This is a genomic window from Rummeliibacillus sp. BSL5, from assembly GCF_052928305.1.
Window position 1 is genome coordinate 23,343 of the sequence record NZ_JAVGCV010000001.1, and the last position, 21,157, is coordinate 44,499.

The following is a 21,157-nucleotide window of genomic DNA, read 5'->3' on the forward strand; positions in this document are numbered from 1 at the left end:
TAACAGGTAAAATTCTTTTGAGCCGTAGCAAAAAAAATATAAATCTGGGCATATGCTTAAATTTTGCATATGTCTTTTTTTTGTCACATATTCAGATTCTAGGCGGCATATCATGTGTAAATCTTACTACTAAATGTGTTGAGGAGGAGTCGAAATGAAATAGCATAACAAATTATGTATTTATATGGTAGAAAAATAAAAATAGATTATTTAGAAAATTTTGTTTGCAATCTATCAATATTTAAAATATATTGAATTATAAGAAAACTATAAAGGGGTTTTTTTATGGGGGATTTTGTTGCAGCAATAAATGACATTTTGTGGGGGCCGTGGATGATTTACGGCATATTGGTTGTTGGATTAATCTTTTCAATCATTATGAAGTTTCCACAGGTAAGATTTATTAAAGACATGGTTTTATTAATGTTCAAAGGGGAAAAATCAGAAAAGGGGATTTCATCCTTCCAGGCATTATCTATTGCCTTATCAGGACGTGTAGGTACCGGTAATATCGCAGGTACAGCTACTGCCATAGCATTCGGTGGTCCTGGCGCTGTATTTTGGATGTGGATGATTGCTTTTATCGGAGCGGCTACTGCATATGTAGAGTCAACACTAGCACAAATTTATAAAGAAGAACGAGATGATCAATATCGTGGCGGTCCTGCTTACTATATTGAAAAGGGAACAGGGAAAAAATGGGCTGGTATTATTTTTGCCATTGCAGCATTGATGGCGATGGCCGTCCTAATGCCTGGTGTTCAGACAAACGCTATTTCAGATGCTATGCATAATGCTTTTGGTGTTAGCCAGTGGATAACTGGATTGATTGTGACTGTTCTATTAGCAGTTATTGTTATCGGTGGAGTTAAAGCCATTGCAACTGTAGCACAATATGTAGTGCCATTCATGGCCATTTTGTATATGATTATGGCTGTTGTTATTATTTGTATGCATATTGGTGAAATTCCACATGTATTAAAGCTTATCTTTGAAAACGCTTTCGGATTCGATTCAGCTTTTGGCGGTATGCTTGGAGCAGCGATTGCATGGGGAGTAAAACGTGGCGTCTTCTCTAATGAGGCTGGCCAAGGTACAGGAGCTCATGCGGCAGCTGCTGCGGAAGTTTCTCATCCGGCTAAACAAGGCCTAGTTCAAGCTGCTTCTGTTTATATCGATACATTATTGGTTTGTTCTGCTACAGCATTTATGGTTCTATTTTCTGGTACCTTTAATGTATTCGATGAAGCTAAAAAGAAATTTATCTTCTTAGGAGACTTCGGATCAGGCACTATCGCTGATCAAGTATCCGCAGGTTCTGCCTATACGCAATTTGCGGTAGACCAATCATTCCCTGGGTTCGGATCAGGTTTTGTAGCAATAGCCTTGTTCTTCTTTGCTTTTACTACTACAATGGCGTATTACTATATTGCTGAGACAAATATTGCGTACTTATTTAAAGGGAAAACTCAAGTCATAGCAATGTGGATTACACGTATTGTGTATTTAGCAGCCAACTTCTATGGCTCATACAAAGCGTCAACACTAGCATGGGCTCTTGGAGATGTAGGCCTTGGATTGATGGTTTGGATTAATGTGATTGGTATCCTGATTGTTGCGAAACCGGCCATTAGGGCTTTGAAAGATTATGAAAGACAGAAAAAAGAAGGCAAAGATCCAGTATTCGATCCTACTCCTTTAGGAATAAAAGATGCAGATTTTTGGGTTGAATATAATAAAGAAAAGAATGCAAAAGATAATAAAAAACGAGATGCCATTTAGGCTCTCGTTTTTTTCGTTTAATATTGTTCTTGTTTTTTATAAATGCTATTTAGCGCACGCTCTTCTTCAGGAATTCGTACATACATCATCAACATGTTTAAAAGGGTGAAGAAAATAGCCGTTACATATGCTTGGAATATCAATGGAATGACAAGAATTTCTAGGGCGACGATGACATAGTTTGGATGAGGAATCCATTTATAGGGACCCTTTTTTACCAATTGAGCGTTAGGCAATACAATAATTTTTGTGTTCCAAAAGTGACCGAGCGATTTAATTGCCCAGATCCGACCTAATTGAAGGACGATAAATACTGCAAGTAGCCATGGCCATATGGGACTCAATGTAGATTCCTTTACCATGTACTCGATGAAGAATGAAGCCAAAAAAGCGACATGGAGCATCACGATATATTTATAGTGTGCCTGCCCAAATTCAATTGCTCCTTGGTTTTTCATATAACGCTCATTATTTCTTGCCACACGGAGTTCTACTAGCCGTTGAATGCAAATTAGTGCAAATACAATTATAAATAGCATACATTCACTCCCATTCCAATAAAACAAGTTCACCGCTAAAACCTGGTCCAAGTGATGCCATTAAACCTTTTTCGCCTTTTGATGGCTTGTTTTCCATAATATATTTTAAGACATATAAAACTGTTGGAGAAGACATATTGCCGTGATGTTTTAAAATATGAGAACTAGGTGCTAACAAGTCATTTGGCAGATTGAGAGCTTTTTCATAGGCTGTAAGAACCTTTTTGCCACCAGGATGCAAAATAAATTGTGTGAGATCTTGTGCCTTGGAATCATGAGTATTTAAAAAGTCATGCACAAAAGGGGCAAACCAATTTTCAACAATTGGCGGGATACTCTTAGAGAAAATAACATGCAAGCCGTTATCCTCGATTCGCCACCCCATTACATCTTCTGAATGAGGCATAAGACGGGAAGCATTCCCTTTAATTGAAGGTAAAGCTTCTTTTGACGAAAGTGATGCTTCGTCACCTGCAACGAGAGCGCATGCTACACCGTCACCGAATAAAGATGTCCCGATAAAATTGCTTTTATCCAAATCATCTGGCTGGAATGTAAGGCTGCATAGCTCCAGGCATACGACAAGCACTACTGCATCAGGGTGTGCAAGGCAATAATCATTTGCTCGGCTAATCCCCGCAGCTCCACCACCGCATCCAAGTCCCCAAATGGGAATGCGGACTATATCATTGGGAAGTGATAGCTGGTTCATAACGCGTGCTTCAATACTTGGTGTTGAAATGCCCGTGCTTGATATGAAGATCATGGCATCGACTGCTTCTTTTTCTACTGATGCGCTTTCTAAACAGTCCTCGATTACTTTCGCTGTATACTCTGTAGCAAGTTCTACGTATAATTCATTTCTTTCTGAAAAACTGTGTTCTTCTTTATACCATTCGATTGGCATAGCCAGTTGGCGGTTATGTATTTCGCCATTTTTGAATACTTTCAAATAACGATCAAGTTTGGCTATTTTCCCAGAAAAAAGTTCTTTTATAAATTCCTCTGCCATATTTTGAGGTAATGCGTGGGGAGGGCAGTGTGTACTAACTGCATGGATTTTGGGCATTTTAGGATCTCCTTTTTCTTCTCGTATCAAAATAGTGTACGATTTACTATTTGGAAAAATACGTATTCCCTAAAATTAATTCTATAAAACTATGCACACTGTCTAACAGAAACATAACAATATGCTACAATAATGTTAATTGAGAAGGTGTCACAATAGGTTAGGAGGGTTTTTGTGGCTCATACATATACAATGGCAAATTTTGCACAAATCGTTGGCATTAATAAATCGACGATTCGGCATTACATTTCAATATTAGAAGATTACGGTTACCAAGTAGAACGTGACGGACGAAATTATCGGAAGTTTTCAGATCAAGACGTAGCAATATTGCAAGCATATAGTTCACTGCATAAAAATAAAGGATTAACCCTTAAAGAAGCGGCAGAGGTAGTAGTAGCCCCGAATTTTAACATCCAAGAGGTAAGCATTACTGTAGCCAATCCTGATGTCATTGATCGAAAAGAGGAAATCCAGCGATATGAGGAATTGAGCCATGCGATGGAGCTATTGGCAGAGCATATCCATGGAGTAGAAGTCCAAAACGCTCAGCTAATTCAATTGATTCAAGAAGAGCGAAAACAAAATGTATTGTTGGCAGAGCAAAATGATTCCATGAAAAGGGAATTTAGGCAAGTCGTTGAATCGCTCGCGCCATTGACTGAAAAAAGGCAAAATGATAACCGCCAAATGGACCGTATTGAACAGCAAAACAGTGCAATTATGGCTGTGCTCAATAAACTGAATGTATGGCAGCATACACAGGAGATTGAACAAAATGAGGAAGATAAAAAACAAAGGGTACAAGAGAATAGTATTCTTTCTCGCTTTTTTGGAAAGTAAATGAAAAAAGAGTTGTCCATAGATTTACGGACAACTCTTTTTCTTATGCCATTTGCTTCACTTTTTCTAAAGCAATGATAAATGGCGGATCATTTTTTTGGTTGATAAACTCATATCTCAATACGTGGATATATTTTTGCGGCAATGTACTCACATATTCTATCAGCGCATCTCGTTCTTCTTTCCCACCGTGATGTCCATGATAAACAACTAGAATAATCATGCCGCCGACTTTTAAAAGCTGTAGTAAGTCTTGGATGGCTTTTAAGGTTGTGGAAGGCGTTGTAATAATTTCATGATCACTACCTGGCAAGTAGCCGAGATTGAAAATAGCTGCCTGAACCGGTTTTAAGACATGTTTTGCTACATGTTCATGTCCATCTAAAATGGCTGTAACTCGATTTTCAAGGCCTGCTTCCCGTACGCGCTCTTCTGTCGAAGAGATCGCTTGTTGCTGGACATCAAATGCATAGACATGGCCCTCATTGCCGGCTAACTGTGCTAGAAAGGCCGTATCATAGCCATTTCCTGCAGTTGCATCCACTACTATGTCACCAGGATGAACGGTCTCTTTCAAAAGAAATTGTGCGTATTGCAGTACACGTTGAAGTTTCATCGTGTTCCCACTTCTTCTTTTTGATAATGCTTTCCTTGATAACTTCCTCTACGTTCTAGTTCAGCATCGATGCCATTTAATACTTCCCATTTGTTCACAGACCACATAGGCCCAATCATTAAGTCAATCGGTCCATCACCAGTAATTCGCTGTACGACCATTTCTGGCGGAATGACTTCTAATTGATCTGCGACAAGATTGATATAGGCATCCTTGTCCATCAACTCAAGCATACCTTTTTCATATTGCTTTACAAGTGGTGTCCCCTTTAATAGGTGAAGTAAATGAATTTTGATTGCTTGTACATCTAGCTTCGCCACTGCACGGGCAGTTTCCATCATCATGTCATAATCTTCAAGAGGTAGGCCATTGATGATGTGTGTACATACACGAATGCCATGTTTGCGGAGTTTCTCCACACCTTCCACATATGTCGTATAATCATGTGCACGATTAATTAAATTGGCTGTCTTATCATGCACAGTCTGTAGTCCAAGCTCGACCCATAAGTATGTGCGTTGATTCAATTCTGCCAAGTATTCCACGACATCATCAGGTAAACAATCAGGACGGGTTGCAATGCTTAATCCCATAACACCTTCACATGCTAAAGCTGCTTCAAATTTTTCTTTTAGGACAGGAAGCGGTGCATGTGTGTTCGTATAAGCTTGGAAATAAGCCATAGTTTTGCCGTCTTTCCACTTATGCTGCATTTTCTCTTTAATTTTTTCAAATTGAACAGAAATAGGGTCCACACGATCGCCGGCAAAGTCACCAGAGCCTGCTGCACTGCAAAAAGTACATCCACCAAATGCAACAGTGCCGTCACGATTAGGACAATCAAAGCCTGCATCAAGCGCTACCTTGTATACCTTGCAGCCAAATTCATCACGCAAATAGCGATTCCATGTATAATAACGTTTCCCATCAGAGGGAAACGGGAAATCAGTATAATTAATATCAGTCATAGTATAATTTCACTCCTCAACTATCTATTTTAACATGACAACGTCAAAGGGGAAAAATTTCTTTTATCTCGCTTTAACTTTCAGTAAGACTTCTACTTCAAAACGTAAGCTTAGCAAAGAAGTTTAAGAGGGGGGTTTAACTGCCCATAAAATTTCAGTAAAGATGGGAAAAACCTTATCTCGCGTGAACTTTCACTTTATGTGAAATGCTATAGAATAGAAAAAACAATATTCTTCTATTTAGAGGGAGGAGATTGAATAGAGAAAAAACTCGAAAAAAAGTGGTTTGGGAATATCTTGGCAACTATAATTATTGACCTGCTAGAAGACAATGGAAACGGTCGTTTAATATTTGAGCTTAAATATGAAAAGATGGTTGTAAATAGGATCAAAGATTTGTTACTATTGCTTAGATATTCGAAATAAATGGGGGACTTGGAATGCCTAGAAGTGTTTGGTTATTAATCATCGGTATGCTGATTAATACTGTCGGCAGCTCATTTTTATGGCCGATGAATACGATTTATATGCATGATGAACTCGGACAGTCGCTTACAATAGCCGGGCTCGTTCTGATGGCCAATGCTGCAGCTGGTGTAGTAGGCAATCTTTTAGGCGGGTATGTCTTTGACAAATTTGGCGGCTTTAAGTCCATCATGATAGGAACAATCATATCCATTATTGGCCTTACGTGTCTTGTGTTTTGGCATGGCTGGCCGCATTATGTGTGGTTTTTGACATTGATAGGTTTTAGTGGTGGGATTGTATTTCCGAGTATGTTTGCTATGGTCGGAACAGCATGGCCAGAAGGCGGGAGAAAAGGATTTAATGCCATTTATCTCGCTCAAAATTTAGGGGTAGCATTTGGCCCAGCTCTTGCAGGTATTGTTGCAAAGCATAGCTTTGACTATTTATTTATTGCCAATCTAGCTATGTATATCGTCTTCTTCTTTGTGGCATTCACATATAAAGGGATTTCTACAGAATACGCCATTGCGCCTGCATCTGTAATAAGTGAAGGCTCAAAAGTAAAAGATCGTTCATCATTTTACGCATTGAGTATTTTGGGGATTGGTTTCTTACTTAGTTGGCTCGTCTATACCCAATGGACAACAACAATTTCATCTTATACACAAACATTGCATATTTCTCTGAACCAATACAGCTTGCTTTGGACAGCGAATGGTTTGCTAATCGTACTGGGCCAACCATTGATCAATCCGATTATTAAAAAAATGGGCGAACGGTTCAAGGAACAAATTTTTCTTGGTTTAGCTATTTTCGTCATTTCCTTTGTAGTGGTTAGCTTCGCGGGAACATTTAAAATGTTTTTAGTGGCGATTATCATTTTAACATTTGGTGAAATGTTTATTTGGCCGATTGTACCGACAATTGCCAGTACGTTAGCACCTAAGGGAAGAGAAGGGTTTTATCAAGGTATGGTCAATAGTTTCAGTGCTATAGGCAAAATGATTGGTCCATTCTTAGGCGGTGTTCTAGCAGACCAATATGGCATGAAGATTACGTTTTATGTATTAATCGGGATTCTGCTCATTGCTTTTATCCCATACATGCTTTATGATCGACCGTTAAAAAATAAACACAAAGTGGAAAAAGAAACGGTATAATTCATTGAATTTGTTAAATCTCTTGTCAATTACAGTATATTGAATTAGAATAGGATTCAATATATGTAATGACAGCGAATGGGAATAGTAGGTTGCACTTGATTTTTTTAGAGAGTTGGCGGTAGGTGAAAGCCAGCAAATCATTCAACTGAACTCGCCCAGGAGTCGCTATGGTGAACCATTGATAGCCATTGCCGTTAATCCGCGTTAAGGAATCAAGTTGAGTGTTTTACACTAATTTGGGTGGTACCGCGGGAGATATAGGCTCTCGTCCCTTTTATAGGGACGAGAGTTTTTTTATTTTCAAGAATATGAGTATGGAGGGTCAAGAATGAATTTTAATCATCAAGAAATTGAAAAGAAATGGCAGAAGTATTGGGCTGACCACAAAACTTTTAAAACAACAAATGAAGAATCGAAGCCGAAGTTTTATGCATTGGATATGTTTCCATATCCCTCAGGTGCAGGCTTGCATGTAGGGCACCCAGAAGGTTACACAGCAACAGATATCCTTTCACGCTTTAAGCGTCTGCAGGGTTACAACGTGTTGCATCCAATGGGATGGGACGCATTTGGTCTTCCAGCAGAGCAATATGCCCTTGACACTGGAAATGACCCTGCTGAGTTCACACAAAAAAATATTGATACATTTAGACGCCAAATCCAAGAATTAGGCTTTAGTTATGACTGGGATCGCGAAATCAATACGACTGATCCAAACTATTATAAATGGACACAATGGATCTTTATTCAGCTATATAAAAAAGGTCTTGCTTATATCGATGAAGTAGCAGTCAACTGGTGTCCAGCACTTGGCACAGTACTTGCGAATGAAGAAGTAATTGATGGCAAGTCTGAGCGCGGCGGACACCCTGTAGAACGACGTCCAATGAAACAATGGATGTTGAAGATCACAGCCTATGCAGATCGTTTGATTGATGATTTGGAAGATGTGGATTGGCCAGAGAATATTAAAGATATGCAACGTCACTGGATCGGTCGTTCTGAGGGCGCTGAAGTAGACTTCTCTATTAAAAATTCAGATAAGCAGTTCCGTGTATTTACTACACGACCTGATACTCTATTTGGTGCAACTTATACAGTCCTTGCACCTGAACATGCGCTTGTGGATGAAATTACAACTAAAGAACAGCGCGAGGCTGTAGAAGCATATCTAGAAAAAGTCAAAGTTAAGTCTGATTTAGAACGTACAGATTTAGCGAAAGAGAAAACAGGCGTATTTACAGGTGCCTATGCAATCAACCCAATCAATGGTCGAGAAATACCGATTTGGATTGCAGATTACGTTCTAGCAAGCTATGGTACAGGTGCCATTATGGCAGTACCAGCACATGATGAACGCGATTTTGAATTTGCAAAACAATTCAACCTACCAATCATTCCTGTATTAGAAGGTGGCGACGTTTCTAAAGAGGCCTTTACAGGTGATGGCCAACATATTAACTCTGATTTCTTGAATGGATTAGACAAAGAAGAAGGCATTCAAAAGGCAATTACATGGCTTGAAGAAAATAAAGTAGGAGAGAAAAAAGTTTCGTACCGTTTACGCGACTGGTTATTCTCCCGCCAACGTTATTGGGGAGAGCCAATTCCAATCATTCATTGGGAAGATGGCACCATTACAACAGTAAAAGAAGAAGATTTACCATTAGTGTTGCCGAAAACAAAGGATATCCATCCATCAGGTACCGGTGAATCACCATTGGCCAACATTGATGAATGGGTAAATGTCGTAGATCCTGAGACAGGTAAAAAAGGCCGACGCGAAACGAATACAATGCCACAATGGGCAGGTTCAAGCTGGTACTTCCTGCGTTATATCGACCCGCATAATAACGAACAATTGGCAGACCCAGAATTATTGAAACGCTGGTTGCCTGTTGATATTTATATCGGCGGTCAAGAACATGCGGTGCTACACTTGTTGTATGCACGTTTCTGGCATAAAGTCCTTTATGATTTAGGGGTAGTACCAACAAAAGAACCTTTCCAAAAATTATTCAACCAAGGGATGATTCTTGGTGAAGGTAATGAAAAAATGTCTAAATCTAAAGGTAATGTTGTCAATCCGGATGATATTATTGAAAGCCATGGAGCTGATACACTACGACTTTATGAAATGTTCATGGGACCACTAGAAGCATCTATTCCTTGGTCTACGAATGGCTTAGATGGAGCGCGCCGCTTCCTAGATCGTATATGGAGACTCTTCATCAATGAAGAAACGGGCGAGCTTTCTGAAAAAATTCAAACATCAAATGATACAACATTAGAAAAAGTTTATCATCAAACAGTTCAAAAAGTAACGGACAACAACGAGCATATTCGTTTTAATACATCTATTTCTCAAATGATGGTATTCATTAACGAATGTTACAAAGCTGGTGTTGTGCCCCGTGAGTATGCAGAAGGATTTGTTAAGATGCTTGCACCAATTGCACCACATGTAGCGGAAGAGTTATGGGCAAAATTAGGCCATAACGAAACCATCACATATGAAGAATGGCCAACATTCGATTCATCTAAATTAGAAGATGATGAGATTGAAGTGGTTGTACAAATCAATGGCAAAGTTCGTGCTAAATTGATGGTTGCTAAAGATGCAGGTCGTGAAGAATTAGAGAAAACGGCGCTTGAAAATGATCAAGTACAAGAACAATTGGCAGGCAAAGATATTAAGAAAGTGATTGCTGTGCCAGGAAAATTAGTCAATATTGTCGCGAAGTAATTGGCGAAATAAAAACCTTCTTCCTAGTTGGAAGAAGGTTTTTTGCTAAAATAATCCAACATAAAAACGAAACCTTCTGTGACTAAATACGTATAATTAAGGACGAAAAAAATTTGAGAAGAGGTCTATAAATGGAATCACAATTTCCAAAGGTCCTTCGTTTCTTCACTCTGTTATGGTTGTTTACAGCGATAGGATTATTTGCAGGGGTTTATGTACCACAACCGATGATTTTGCCAATCAGCATAGTAACAGTCATCTTATTGATAATTGTTATGGTTAGCCGTGCTGCTCGGAAAGCGAGTAAATTCATTTCTGTGCTGTTTGCGTTTCTAACTGGCATTACGCTGTATAGTTTGCTGAATTTCTATATTGGAGCGTTAGGCGGAAAGCTTGTTTTGCTTATTTTTGGCTCTACTGCACTTATTTTTATCGTAGCTGGGCTCATCGGCTACAATACAAAACGAGATTTTTCTAACTGGTGGAAATTCTTATTCATCATACTCATCGGAATATTAATTTTTTCAGTGATTAATATCTTTGTAGGATTCAGCGATATGATGATGATCGTTCTTAGTGGAATTGGAGTGTTACTCTTTATCGGGTATACGCTCTATGATATGAACCAAATTGCAAAAAAGGTCATATCGGATGAGGAAGTACCGCTAGTGGCATTAAATTTGTATTTGGACTTCATTAATTTATTCACCAATCTACTGCGACTCATCTACCATCTGAAACGAATTTTTGATGATGATTAGTAGATTAGTTTTCGGGTAAGGAATTACTATTGACGGAAAAGGGCTGTGGAATATGAAATTATTGTTAATTATTATACTTTGTCTAGTCATCTTGTTTTTATGTTACGGCCCGCTCCCGACCGTTTTTATTCGCTTAAGCAAGCTAGGGATTTACAAGACCATTCCTGGAAAACAGATTGCGTTAACATTTGACGATGGACCACACGGAGTTTATACACCGCAATTACTGGACTTATTAAAAAAATATCACGTAAAGGCAACATTTTTTGTAGTTGGAGACCATGTGAGAAGAAACCCTCAAATTGTTAAACGGATGGCAGATGAAGGGCATACTATAGGTATTCATCATAATCAACATGTTTCCAATTGGTTAACTGGTCCATTAGAGCTGAAAAAGCAATTAACGCTGGCTAATCAGGCAATAGAAGAAGCGACAGGTGAACCGGTACAATTTTACCGCCCGCCTTGGGGACATTTTAATTTGTTTACATTATTCGTCGGAAAAACATATAAAAAAATCATGTGGTCCCATATTTTTGGCGACTGGAAAGTAGAAAAAGCACGGAATGGTTTGCTAGAAGAACTGAAGCAATATGCAAGTCCTGGTTCTATCTTTGTACTACATGATAATGGCGACACACAAGGCGCTGAAAAGGAGGCACCCTCATATATGCTGCGAAATTTGGAGCTTTTTTTAGAAGATTGTCACGAAAAAAATATAGAATTCATCACATTGAAAGATGTGTTGGAATAAGATGCTATGAATATTGATCAATTAATGCATTATTTAAGTCTTTATGGATATGTAATTCTTTTCATTTGTTTATTTTTCGGCATTGTCGGTATTCCTGCTCCTGAAGAATCATTGTTATTTTTGACAGGAGTTCTAATAAGTTATGGAAAGCTGTCAATGGCTCATTCGCTCATTTTTATAGAATTAGGTGCCTTCATTGGAATGATAGTAGCGTATCTTTTGGGCAAATACCTAGGGGCTCCTTTCATCAAACGCTTTGGTAAATATATTGGACTCAATCCAGAGCGGTGGGCGAAGATTGAAAACAAATATAATAAGAATGCATATAGAACAATTACTTTCGGTTTTTACCTACCGGGCATGCGTCAAATCAGCCCGTACTTTGCGGGAATAACCAATACGCCACTTAAGCCATTTATTCTTTTTTCTCTCATTGGCAGTATTATCTGGACAATGCCTTTTGTTTTGTTAGGTTATTTTACTGCGAATACGATTTATATTAATCCGGATTATGTACCATATTTAGGAATTATATTATTTATATTATTTATTGTTTATTATATTGTGAAAAAGATAATAGGACGATCTAAGAAAAATAAGTCAAGTAATGATTCTGATTAATGACTGTTTTTTAGTTAGAGAGAGCGGGTAATGACAGATAGTAAAGAAGGACAAATTCCCTTCAACCTTATCTTAAAAATCGTGCTATTTGAAAAGGGGTTCTTCGATATGAAAAAAATATTATTCTTTCCGCTATTGCGGATGCAATCCGGCCATCATCAAGTCGCAGATGCTTTAATGGACATGGTGAGGGGACGCAATGAAGAATATGAGATAAAGAAGATTGATTTGATTAGTTATTGGCATCCAGGATTAGAGAAAATGCTCTCTCGAAGCTATTTGAATTGGATTCGCCTATTTCCTAACTCTTATAATTTTATTTATAGTAAAAGATACTGTACAGCAAACCAGCCAAAAAAGTTCTATGAAAACCATTTTTTAAAGAAGATGGAGCAACTGATTGAACTAGAAAAGCCTGATGCTATCGTTTGTACACATGGCTTTCCATCATGTCTGATCAGCCGATTGAAAGTGCAAGGGAAATGTGAAGTCCCTGTTATCAATGCCTATACAGACTTTTTTATTAATGGTATTTGGGCAAAAGAAGGCATCGATTTACACTTTGTACCGAGCAAGGAAGTGAAAGAGCATCTGATTCGTGAATTTGGTATCCCTAGAAAACACATTATTGTTACAGGCATACCCGTTCATGAGGAAATTAAAAAAGGGACAAGTAGAAATAAGAGAAATGATAGACCCCATATATTAGTAGCTGGCGGTAATAGCGGGCTTGGCGGGATATCGAGCCTGACTACTGAATTAAAAAAGCATCCTGAATTTCAATTTTATATTCTTTGCGGAAACAACAAAAAACTCTACGATGAAATTCATGGATGGAAAGAATCACATATTAAGCCGTTGTCATATATTAGTTCAAGAACAGAAATGGACAAGCTATATGATAAAATGGATGCCATTATTACTAAGCCTGGCGGTGTGACGATTAGCGAGGCTTTACGTAAAAAGCTTCCAATCATCGTTCATTCACATCTTCCGGGCCAAGAAAAAATTAATTTAGATTATTTAAAGAAACATAATCTTGTCGTTGAATTATCCAAAGAAATGCCTATTGAATCTCAATTAAATGCTATTTTAAATGATAGCCAAATATTGGGGGCATGTGCACGTTCAATAGAATGTTATGAGGATGAAATAGAATTAGAGCTAACAAGCCAACTACATGAAGTCTTTAAATGGCTTCTTGGCAATGGTAGGAAATTACAACCTGCATTCGAATACAGCCCGACTCTTCAATGGGAGATGGTTAGAGGATAACCAAAATGAAAAGGCCTTAGCATGATATTCACTATGCTAGGGCCTTTTATGTTTGATGATCGGCTGAAGATGATAGAGAACTTCTTCGTCTTCCATTAATTTAAAGCCATTACGACCAGCTTTTTTAATGTCATAAAGGAGGGTGTCTGCTTTATGCATAAACTCTTCAATCTCATCATTCGTCTTAATCTCACCTCTATAGGCTCCTGCGCTGAATGTAAGTTGGTCTGATACCTTGGATGCTGCATTAGAAAGGTTGAATTGTTGAATATCCCTGATGACTCGTTTATATATAATCACGATTTCCTCCGGTCGTTGATCAGGTATCAGCATGATAAATTCCTCGCCTCCCATCCGCGCAGCAAAAGAGTTTGTAGAGAGAGCTATATGATTTAATACTGTTGCCACACGAGCTAGCACCATATCCCCATAAGCATGTCCATAGTAATCGTTGTAAACCTTAAAATAATCAATATCGAGCATTAAAACGGTAAGTGTGTAAGGATGAACCCGTTCCTCAAGAGCAGCTTTGTATTGATGAAAGCCTCTTCTGTTAGCGATTTTTGTCAGTTCATCAGTTGCAGATAATCGTTGCAATTCTGTATTGGCTGCAGCAAGTTCATTTGCTAATTGTCTTGAGCGAGTAGTCTCCCTACACAAATATTTCTCTTGTTGAAAGGAAGTAATAAAGTTTTGATAATTAAAATGGGCTACAACAAGTAAAACAGGTGTAAGAAATATAGCCAGGTGCATCTCGAAGGTATATCGAATGTAAGGTTCATCTAAAGTAAAGTAGTTTAATATATATGCGATTACTGCTACGATCAACGGTGCTATAAAATAACGAAGACGCATAATAAAGAAACTAGCACAAATCACCAATGACATAATATAAGCAACTGTATGATGTTGATAATGAAAGTCTATTAGTGAGATACTTAAACTAAGGATCAAGAGCCAGCAAATATAGTAAGCCGTAATTTCTTCGAGCTGTTTATAATAATCAAGGCTGCCATTTTGATTGAACTTTTTTGGGTTTGCTAATAGTAAGACCATGAAATTGGAAAGAAACATTAAGCCATAAGGAATTATATAAACACTATGGTAATGGGGGTAACTCTTGAAAAAGAAATGGCACCAAACTGTAGCAAGCACTAGAGCTAAGCTTACCCACAGAAAGAATTTGGCCAGAGCGTACATGCGTTTGAAATTCTGCTGAGCTAATTGTTTATAGAAATTAGGATCATTTTCAAACGGAATAGAAGATGGTTCTTTTGGAGTCGTTTGCATGCAAATTATTCACCCCTTTAAAAATAATAATAATTTTGCATTCTTACTATAAGAATAGGCTTTAATAAGAGAGAAATAAAGAGGTAATTAATGTATATTCATATATTTAGTCAAAAAATTGACAAACAAGTGAATTTATTCATTATCTATCGAAAAATCAATAACTAAATAAAACCGAACTAAATGTAAAATTACATTTGTTCGGCTTTATTTTAATTATTTTCTATTGTGAAAAGTATTTTGTAACATTGGTGTCCAAGCCTCATCTTTCGTTTAATCGATGGATGAAGCTGCGCTCATTCCCGCTATTCGGCCTGTTACAAGTGCAGATGTAATATTATAGCCGCCTGTATAACCATGAATATCTAAGACTTCTCCACAGAAATAAAGCCCTATTTTCTTTTTAGATGCCATAGTTTTTGGTTCAATCTCTTTCACAGAAACGCCCCCGCCAGTAACAAATGCTTTTTCTAAAGGCTGAGTGCCGTTGACCAACATTTCAAAACCAACCAACTCATTTGCTAGGTGGCGTGCTGCTTCTGAGGAAAGTTCTGCTCCTGTTAGAGAATCGTCGATATTTGCCTTCTCCATTAAGAAGATCAGCCAGCGCTCAGGTACAATCCCTTTCCATGTATTTTTTAAAGCCTTTTTAGGCTCTTTTTTCGCCAAGCTTAATAGATACTGAAAAGCAGATTCTGCATTATAACCAGTTAGCCCAGCAATCCGAATTCGGACAGGCTTGCCGCCATTTTTCTTCATTTCTTTTACAACAAATTGGCTGCAACGCAAAATAGCTGGTCCACTTAAACCAAAATGGGTGAACAACATATCCATTTTGTGCGTTATAATAGTTTTGCCTTTTTTGTTTAAGACTGAAACTTCAGCGTCGCGAAGAGCTAGTCCTTGCAACTCTTTGTTTTTAATAAACGTCTCATTGGAGATTAAAGGGACTTCCGTCGGATATAGATCTGTTACAGTATGTCCCGCCTGCTCAGCCCAAGGGTAGCCGTCACCAGTAGAACCCGTTTGTGGGACGGCTTTGCCGCCGACTGCAACTACAACCGCCTTCGCTTGCAGATCTGTACCATCTTTTAAGCGAACGCCTCTTATTCTTTCGGCATCCATCAGTAATTTCGCAACGGTAGTATCTTGGCGGATTTCGACTTGTAAGCGTGCTAATTCCCTAAGCATTGCCTCCACTACATCTTGGGCTCGATTGGAGACAGGGAACATGCGGCCATGGTCTTCCTCTTTCAAAGAAACACCTAGATTTTCAAAGAAAGAAATAATATTTTCATTGTTATAAACAGAGAAAGGACTATATAAAAAACGGCCATTGCCAGGAATATGTTTAATAATTTCATCAATCGGGAGTCGATTTGTGACATTACAGCGTCCACCGCCTGATATTGCAAGCTTTCTCCCTAATTTATGTCCTTTTTCTACTAAAAGAACTTTTTTATTCTCAGTGCCTGCAGCGATAGCGGCCATGAGACCTGAAGGGCCACCGCCAATTACGATTACATCATACATAAAATGGAACTCACTTTCTTTTTTTATATTTATTATACATGATAAAAGAAAACTATTTGAGTAATTGCATGGCGAGTTGTAAACTAACATTTAGGTTTATTATTTTAATGGGCAATAAAAGCCAATACGAAAAGTAGCGGCTCGAGAAATTGTCAATCAAAGCCCGGTTAAATTGGATGATTCCGAATTGGAAGGATTGTTGGGTAATATGTCTTCATTAATGAAAGGAACTGCCATTCTAACGATTGGTATGTTTTTATCGAAAGTCTTGGGCCTCGTTTATATTTTTCCGTTTTATGCGATTATTGGGCAGAAAAACGTGGCTTTATATTCGTATGCCTATGTTCCGTATACAATAATGCTATCTGTAGCCATCTCAGGCGCACCGATTGCAGTATCAAAGTTTGTAGCGAAGTATAATAGCCTTGGTGATTATGACTCAGGGCGTAAGCTTGTCCGCTCGGGCTTGCTTATTATGACCATAACAGGTTTTTTATCTTTTTTAGTTCTATATTTTATGGCTACTCCAATAGCGCATATGGTCATCAAAGATGAAGAACAAATCTTTAGTGTATCTCAAATTGCGGGCGTTATTCGTTGGGTAAGTTTTGCATTGATTGTGGTTCCTTTCATGAGCTTAGTGCGAGGTTTCTTCCAAGGTTACGACCATATGGAACCAACTGCCATATCACAATTAATTGAACAAATTGTTCGTATTATTGTTCTCTTAATTGGATCTTTCTTAGTCATGAGGGTTTTTCATGGTACAGCGCAAACAGCTATTTCATTCGCTGTATTTTCTGCTTTTATAGGAGCTTTGGGTGGTTTGCTCGCCCTTTGGTATTACTGGCGAAAGTTTAAGCCGGAGTTTAATCTGAAGTTACAGAACAGCGTTTCAACAGGTCAGCTTTCTTATAAAAGTATCTATAAAGAAGTTGTGACTTATTCCATTCCGTATGTATTTGTCGGTATTGCCAATCCCTTATTCCAACTAGTGGATATGCTGACGTTTAATACAGCGATGTCTAATATCGGACTGGCAAAGGTATCGGATGATTATCTAGGAATGCTGAATTTTACAACGCAAAAGATTGTCATTATACCTGTTATGCTTGCGACAGGGTTTTCTATGGCACTTGTGCCGGCAATCACTAATTACTTTACAAAGAATCAGCATAATGCCTTAATCAATACAATGGATAAAACCTATCAAATTCTTTTATTTATCACGTTGCCAGCAGTCGTAGGTATTTCTATATTGTCTGCAGACATCTATCATCTGCTTTATTCAGAGAGCGCTGTTGCTTCAAGTATTTTAGCTGCTTATGCGCCGGTTGCCATTCTGTTTGCATTTTTCCAAGTGACGGCTGCGCTGTTACAAGGTATCGATTATCAAAAATGGATTGTCTTTAGTTTATTGACAGGTATTCTTGTGAAGCTATCTCTGAATATACCTCTGATTGAGGCGATGGAAACACAAGGCGCGATTCTTGCAACAGCTATTGGTTATATGGTGTCAATCGTTATTAACATCCTTGTATTGAAAAAAGCGTTACATTATAAGTCAAAAGTGGTTGTAAGAAGATCAGTGCTTATTATTCTACTGACGCTCATTATGGCTGCCTCTGTCATCGTTACACATAAGCTACTTGTTCTGATGTTTGGTGTAGCGCATTCTAAAATTGCTGCGCTACTGTATCTCATTGTATGTATTACAGTGGGTGGTCTCGTGTATGCCTTTTTATCACTCCGTACAAAGCTTGCACAAAAGTTGTTAGGTGATAAGATTGCAAAAATTGCACGTAAATTTGGAATGTAGGAGAGAGTGTTATGCGTTTAGATAAATTATTGTCAAACATGGGTTATGGTTCACGGAAAGATATAAAGAAATTATTAAAAACAAAAGCAGTCGCTATCGACGGGGAAGAGGCCAAATATCCTTCATTACATGTGGATCCTGAAAAACAGAGCATAACGGTGCTTGGCGAGCGTGTCATCTATCAGGAGTTCATTTACCTAATGATGAATAAACCGGCAGGCGTCGTCTCTGCGACAGAGGATTTATATGATCAAACGGTTATTGATTTGATTGATCCTTTTTATGCGCATTTCGAACCGTTTCCTGTAGGCCGTTTGGACAAAGATACGGAGGGCTTCCTTCTTATAACGAATGATGGATCTCTTGCACATCGATTGCTGTCACCAAAAAAACACGTGCCGAAAGTATACTATGCAACAATTGATGGCTGTGTAACCGAAGAAGATGTAGTGGCATTTCGCCAAGGTGTTGTATTGGAGGATGGTTACCAAACAAAACCGGGTGAATTAAAAATTATAAAATCAGGTGCTTCATCAGAAATCGAGTTAACGATATCAGAAGGAAAGTTCCATCAGGTCAAAAGAATGTTCGAAGCGGTGAGCAAAAAAGTAACCTATTTGAAACGTCTATCAATGGGGAACTTAGAACTTGATGAGAGTTTAGAAACTGGAGAGTATAGAGAGTTAACACCAGAAGAGATTGAACAGATTGATGGCTGGAACTAGTGAGTAATTTGTTTTTTATAAAAAAATAAACACCAAAAAGAATGACCAAGCGACGCAGCATGGTCATTCTTTTTTTTACGTAAATTTAATTTCATTCATAACATAAGACGAATGGCCATCAGCATATTGGCTCGGTTCATCGTCTATTCAACGAAAAGCGTGAGATCCAACTCGTCGAATCTTTCTAAGATGTCATTTTCACTTTCTTACGCGTCGTTGTCCATCTGCCTCGACTTGGGCTTTCGACCAAATCATTAAAGGCTAACACATTCAAATCTCTCTGAATGGTGCGAGGAGTGATGCCGAATTCATCGACAAGGTCTTGTGTAGTCACAGTTCCCTTACTGTGTATATACATGTACACGTCCTTAATTCGATTGAGCATCCGATCAGTTGTGTGTTTCAATATTGAACACTCCTTCATCTTAATTCTAAAAGACTAGCGGACGACAATAATTGCGAGGTATTCAGGCTCCTAATTTAGTTTGCCTTAGACATCCCCTTTTCAAATTGGTTTGTCAAAAGTTATTTGACAATTTCATTATAACGAATCTTTTAGTTGATTTCCAACCTTTTGTTTGATTTAAGAAGTTTGGCGCATACATAAATAGAGCCATAGGCGAACGAAAATATTAGAAAATGGAAAAAGGTTCGATTTTTGGTTTGTCCTATGTGTATACTCTCAAAACAGTGTAAAATATAGTTGGAATGTAAAGGAGGAATAAAAACTATGGAATGGTTACAAAAAGCACAGGAAAGACAAGATGAACTAATTGCAGAGTTGCAAGAATTAGTGAGAATCGAAAGTGTCTTGGATGAAAGTATAGCTACAGAGGAGATGCCTTTCGGTGAAGGGCCGAAAAAAGCGTTGGACTGGATGCTTTCACAAGGTGAGAAGCAAGGATTAAAAACAAAAAATATTGATAATATGGTTGGCTACATAGAAATGGGAGAAGGCGATGAATTAGTCGGTATTCTCTGTCATGTTGATGTAGTGCCAGCAGGAAGTGATTGGGTACACCCTCCATTTGGTGCTGTAGTAGAAGATGGCAAGTTATTTGGAAGAGGCGCCATCGACGATAAAGGACCAACAATGGCTGCATGGCTTGCGATGAAGATGGTGAAAGATGCAGGTATAACATTAAACCGCAGAGTCCGGATGATTGTAGGGTCAGATGAAGAGTCAGGCTTCCGTTGCGTTAAAAGATATGTAGAAAAAGAAGAAATGCCTACATTAGGCTTCGCGCCAGATGCAGACTTCCCGATTATTAATGCTGAAAAAGGAATCGCTGAGGTTTCTTTCCGTCAACAAGCTTCTTCAAAAGAAAACGAACAATTAATTTCGTTCCATGCGGGTCATCGTATGAATATGGTGCCGGATTTTGCTGAAGCCATTGTACGCAATATGCCTGAGGAGTCTAAAGTTATTTTTAATGCTTATTTAGCTTCATCACAATTGGAAGGATCCATCGAAAAGACAGAAGAGGGACATAAATTAGCAGTAAAAGGTAAATCAGCACATGCAATGGAGCCGAACGCTGGGATTAACGCTGCGGTAAAACTTGCTCAATATCTAAACACAGTGTTGACAACACCTCAATCTAAAGAATTTACAGGGTTCATCGTAACAGCTTTCGCAAATGAAACAAGAGGCCATGCGCTAGATCTTGCATTCACAGATGAAATGTCAGGCGATACAACGTTGAACGCAGGCATTGTGTCATTTGAAGAAGGAAAAGGTGGAAGAATAGATGTCAGTATGCGCTATTCAGTAACATATCCTTATGAAGAGAAAATCGCTGCTGGTAAGCAAGCGACTGCTAAACTTGGATTTGATCTAGTCGTAGATGATAATTCAGAACCACACTATGTAAAACCAGAAGAAGAATTAATTCAAAAGCTTTCTAAAGTATATGAACGAAATACGGGGGAGAAAGCGGAATTATTATCTATTGGTGGAGGCACATATGCACGTGAATTGCCAACAGGCGTAGCGTTCGGCATGTTGTTCCCAGGCGAACCAGACGTCGCTCACCAAGCAGATGAATTTGTAGTAATTGAAAATCTCGTAAAGGCTGCTGCCATCTATGCAGATGCAATCGTGGAGCTTGGTACGAAATAGTGATAGGAAACCTCCGTCTAATTTAGATGGAGGTTTTTTGGTTGTTGCTGAAATAGTTGTTTT

The 21,157-nt window shown here is 38.4% G+C and carries 18 protein-coding genes and 1 other annotated feature; of the genes, 11 read left to right on the forward strand and 7 right to left on the reverse strand.

Annotated elements, in window-relative coordinates; genetic code table 11:
* Positions 1–285 precede the first annotated feature (285 nt).
* A complete protein-coding gene (locus tag RCJ93_RS00180) occupies positions 286–1,782 on the forward strand; it encodes an alanine/glycine:cation symporter family protein (RefSeq protein ID WP_446738090.1) in 1,497 nt (498 codons plus the stop codon).
* 17 nt (positions 1,783–1,799) lie between these two features.
* On the opposite strand, the gene RCJ93_RS00185 is transcribed toward RCJ93_RS00180, so the two are convergent.
* Positions 1,800–2,321, reverse strand: a complete 522-nt coding sequence (locus RCJ93_RS00185; RefSeq protein WP_150284848.1) for an isoprenylcysteine carboxyl methyltransferase family protein — start codon at positions 2,319–2,321, stop codon at positions 1,800–1,802.
* Between the two features lie 4 nt (positions 2,322–2,325).
* The gene (locus RCJ93_RS00190; RefSeq protein WP_150284847.1) at positions 2,326–3,390 is read right to left on the reverse strand and encodes a type III polyketide synthase; all 1,065 of its coding nucleotides are present in this window, start codon (positions 3,388–3,390) and stop codon (positions 2,326–2,328) included.
* 174 nt (positions 3,391–3,564) lie between these two features.
* Here RCJ93_RS00190 and RCJ93_RS00195 point away from each other — a divergent pair, with 174 nt between their 5' ends.
* A complete protein-coding gene (locus tag RCJ93_RS00195) occupies positions 3,565–4,233 on the forward strand; it encodes a MerR family transcriptional regulator (RefSeq protein WP_066789073.1) in 669 nt (222 codons plus the stop codon).
* A gap of 43 nt (positions 4,234–4,276) precedes the next feature.
* On the opposite strand, the gene RCJ93_RS00200 is transcribed toward RCJ93_RS00195, so the two are convergent.
* Entirely contained in the window at positions 4,277–4,849 is a 573-nt protein-coding gene (locus RCJ93_RS00200; RefSeq protein ID WP_150284845.1) for a class I SAM-dependent methyltransferase, read from the reverse strand.
* The gene (locus RCJ93_RS00205) at positions 4,846–5,817 is read right to left on the reverse strand and encodes a TIGR01212 family radical SAM protein (protein ID WP_066789067.1); all 972 of its coding nucleotides are present in this window, start codon (positions 5,815–5,817) and stop codon (positions 4,846–4,848) included. Before RCJ93_RS00205 ends, RCJ93_RS00200 begins: the two co-directional genes overlap by 4 nt.
* Positions 5,818–6,257: 440 nt before the next feature.
* Between RCJ93_RS00205 and RCJ93_RS00210 the strand changes: the two genes are divergently transcribed.
* The 6 genes from RCJ93_RS00210 to RCJ93_RS00235 all read left to right on the forward strand — a co-directional run bounded on the left by RCJ93_RS00210 (position 6,258) and on the right by RCJ93_RS00235 (position 13,605).
* Positions 6,258–7,445, forward strand: coding sequence for an MDR family MFS transporter (locus tag RCJ93_RS00210; RefSeq protein WP_066789064.1), 1,188 nt, complete (start codon positions 6,258–6,260; stop codon positions 7,443–7,445).
* A gap of 65 nt (positions 7,446–7,510) precedes the next feature.
* Positions 7,511–7,724, forward strand: a binding site (T-box leader).
* Positions 7,725–7,776: 52 nt separating this feature from the next.
* Complete coding sequence (gene leuS / locus RCJ93_RS00215) at positions 7,777–10,194, forward strand: leucine--tRNA ligase (RefSeq protein WP_446738091.1); 2,418 nt, start codon at positions 7,777–7,779, stop codon at positions 10,192–10,194.
* Between the two features lie 131 nt (positions 10,195–10,325).
* Positions 10,326–10,955: a Bax inhibitor-1/YccA family protein gene (locus RCJ93_RS00220; protein ID WP_150284843.1), complete on the forward strand. Its 630-nt coding sequence runs from the start codon at positions 10,326–10,328 to the stop codon at positions 10,953–10,955.
* 52 nt (positions 10,956–11,007) lie between these two features.
* Entirely contained in the window at positions 11,008–11,709 is a 702-nt protein-coding gene (locus RCJ93_RS00225) for a polysaccharide deacetylase family protein (RefSeq protein WP_066789047.1), read from the forward strand.
* 6 nt (positions 11,710–11,715) lie between these two features.
* Positions 11,716–12,330, forward strand: a complete 615-nt coding sequence (locus RCJ93_RS00230) for a DedA family protein (RefSeq protein WP_446738092.1) — start codon at positions 11,716–11,718, stop codon at positions 12,328–12,330.
* A 108-nt stretch (positions 12,331–12,438) separates the two neighbouring features.
* Positions 12,439–13,605, forward strand: coding sequence for an MGDG synthase family glycosyltransferase (locus RCJ93_RS00235; RefSeq protein ID WP_446738093.1), 1,167 nt, complete (start codon positions 12,439–12,441; stop codon positions 13,603–13,605).
* 36 nt (positions 13,606–13,641) lie between these two features.
* Here RCJ93_RS00235 and RCJ93_RS00240 read toward each other — a convergent pair whose 3' ends face one another.
* Entirely contained in the window at positions 13,642–14,895 is a 1,254-nt protein-coding gene (locus RCJ93_RS00240; RefSeq protein ID WP_446738094.1) for a GGDEF domain-containing protein, read from the reverse strand.
* 273 nt (positions 14,896–15,168) lie between these two features.
* Positions 15,169–16,428, reverse strand: a complete 1,260-nt coding sequence (locus RCJ93_RS00245) for an NAD(P)/FAD-dependent oxidoreductase (protein ID WP_446738095.1) — start codon at positions 16,426–16,428, stop codon at positions 15,169–15,171.
* Positions 16,429–16,636: 208 nt separating this feature from the next.
* Between RCJ93_RS00245 and RCJ93_RS00250 the strand changes: the two genes are divergently transcribed.
* Both RCJ93_RS00250 and RCJ93_RS00255 read left to right on the forward strand, forming a co-directional pair.
* A complete protein-coding gene (locus RCJ93_RS00250) occupies positions 16,637–18,247 on the forward strand; it encodes a putative polysaccharide biosynthesis protein (RefSeq protein WP_446738096.1) in 1,611 nt (536 codons plus the stop codon).
* Positions 18,248–18,258: 11 nt separating this feature from the next.
* A complete protein-coding gene (locus RCJ93_RS00255) occupies positions 18,259–18,972 on the forward strand; it encodes a pseudouridine synthase (protein ID WP_446738097.1) in 714 nt (237 codons plus the stop codon).
* A 184-nt stretch (positions 18,973–19,156) separates the two neighbouring features.
* On the opposite strand, the gene RCJ93_RS00260 is transcribed toward RCJ93_RS00255, so the two are convergent.
* Positions 19,157–19,378: a DeoR family transcriptional regulator gene (locus RCJ93_RS00260; RefSeq protein ID WP_066789033.1), complete on the reverse strand. Its 222-nt coding sequence runs from the start codon at positions 19,376–19,378 to the stop codon at positions 19,157–19,159.
* Between the two features lie 324 nt (positions 19,379–19,702).
* On the opposite strand from RCJ93_RS00260, the gene pepV reads away from it, so the two are divergent.
* Positions 19,703–21,094, forward strand: a complete 1,392-nt coding sequence (gene pepV / locus RCJ93_RS00265; protein ID WP_446738098.1) for a dipeptidase PepV — start codon at positions 19,703–19,705, stop codon at positions 21,092–21,094.
* The last annotated feature ends 63 nt before the right edge of the window (positions 21,095–21,157 follow it).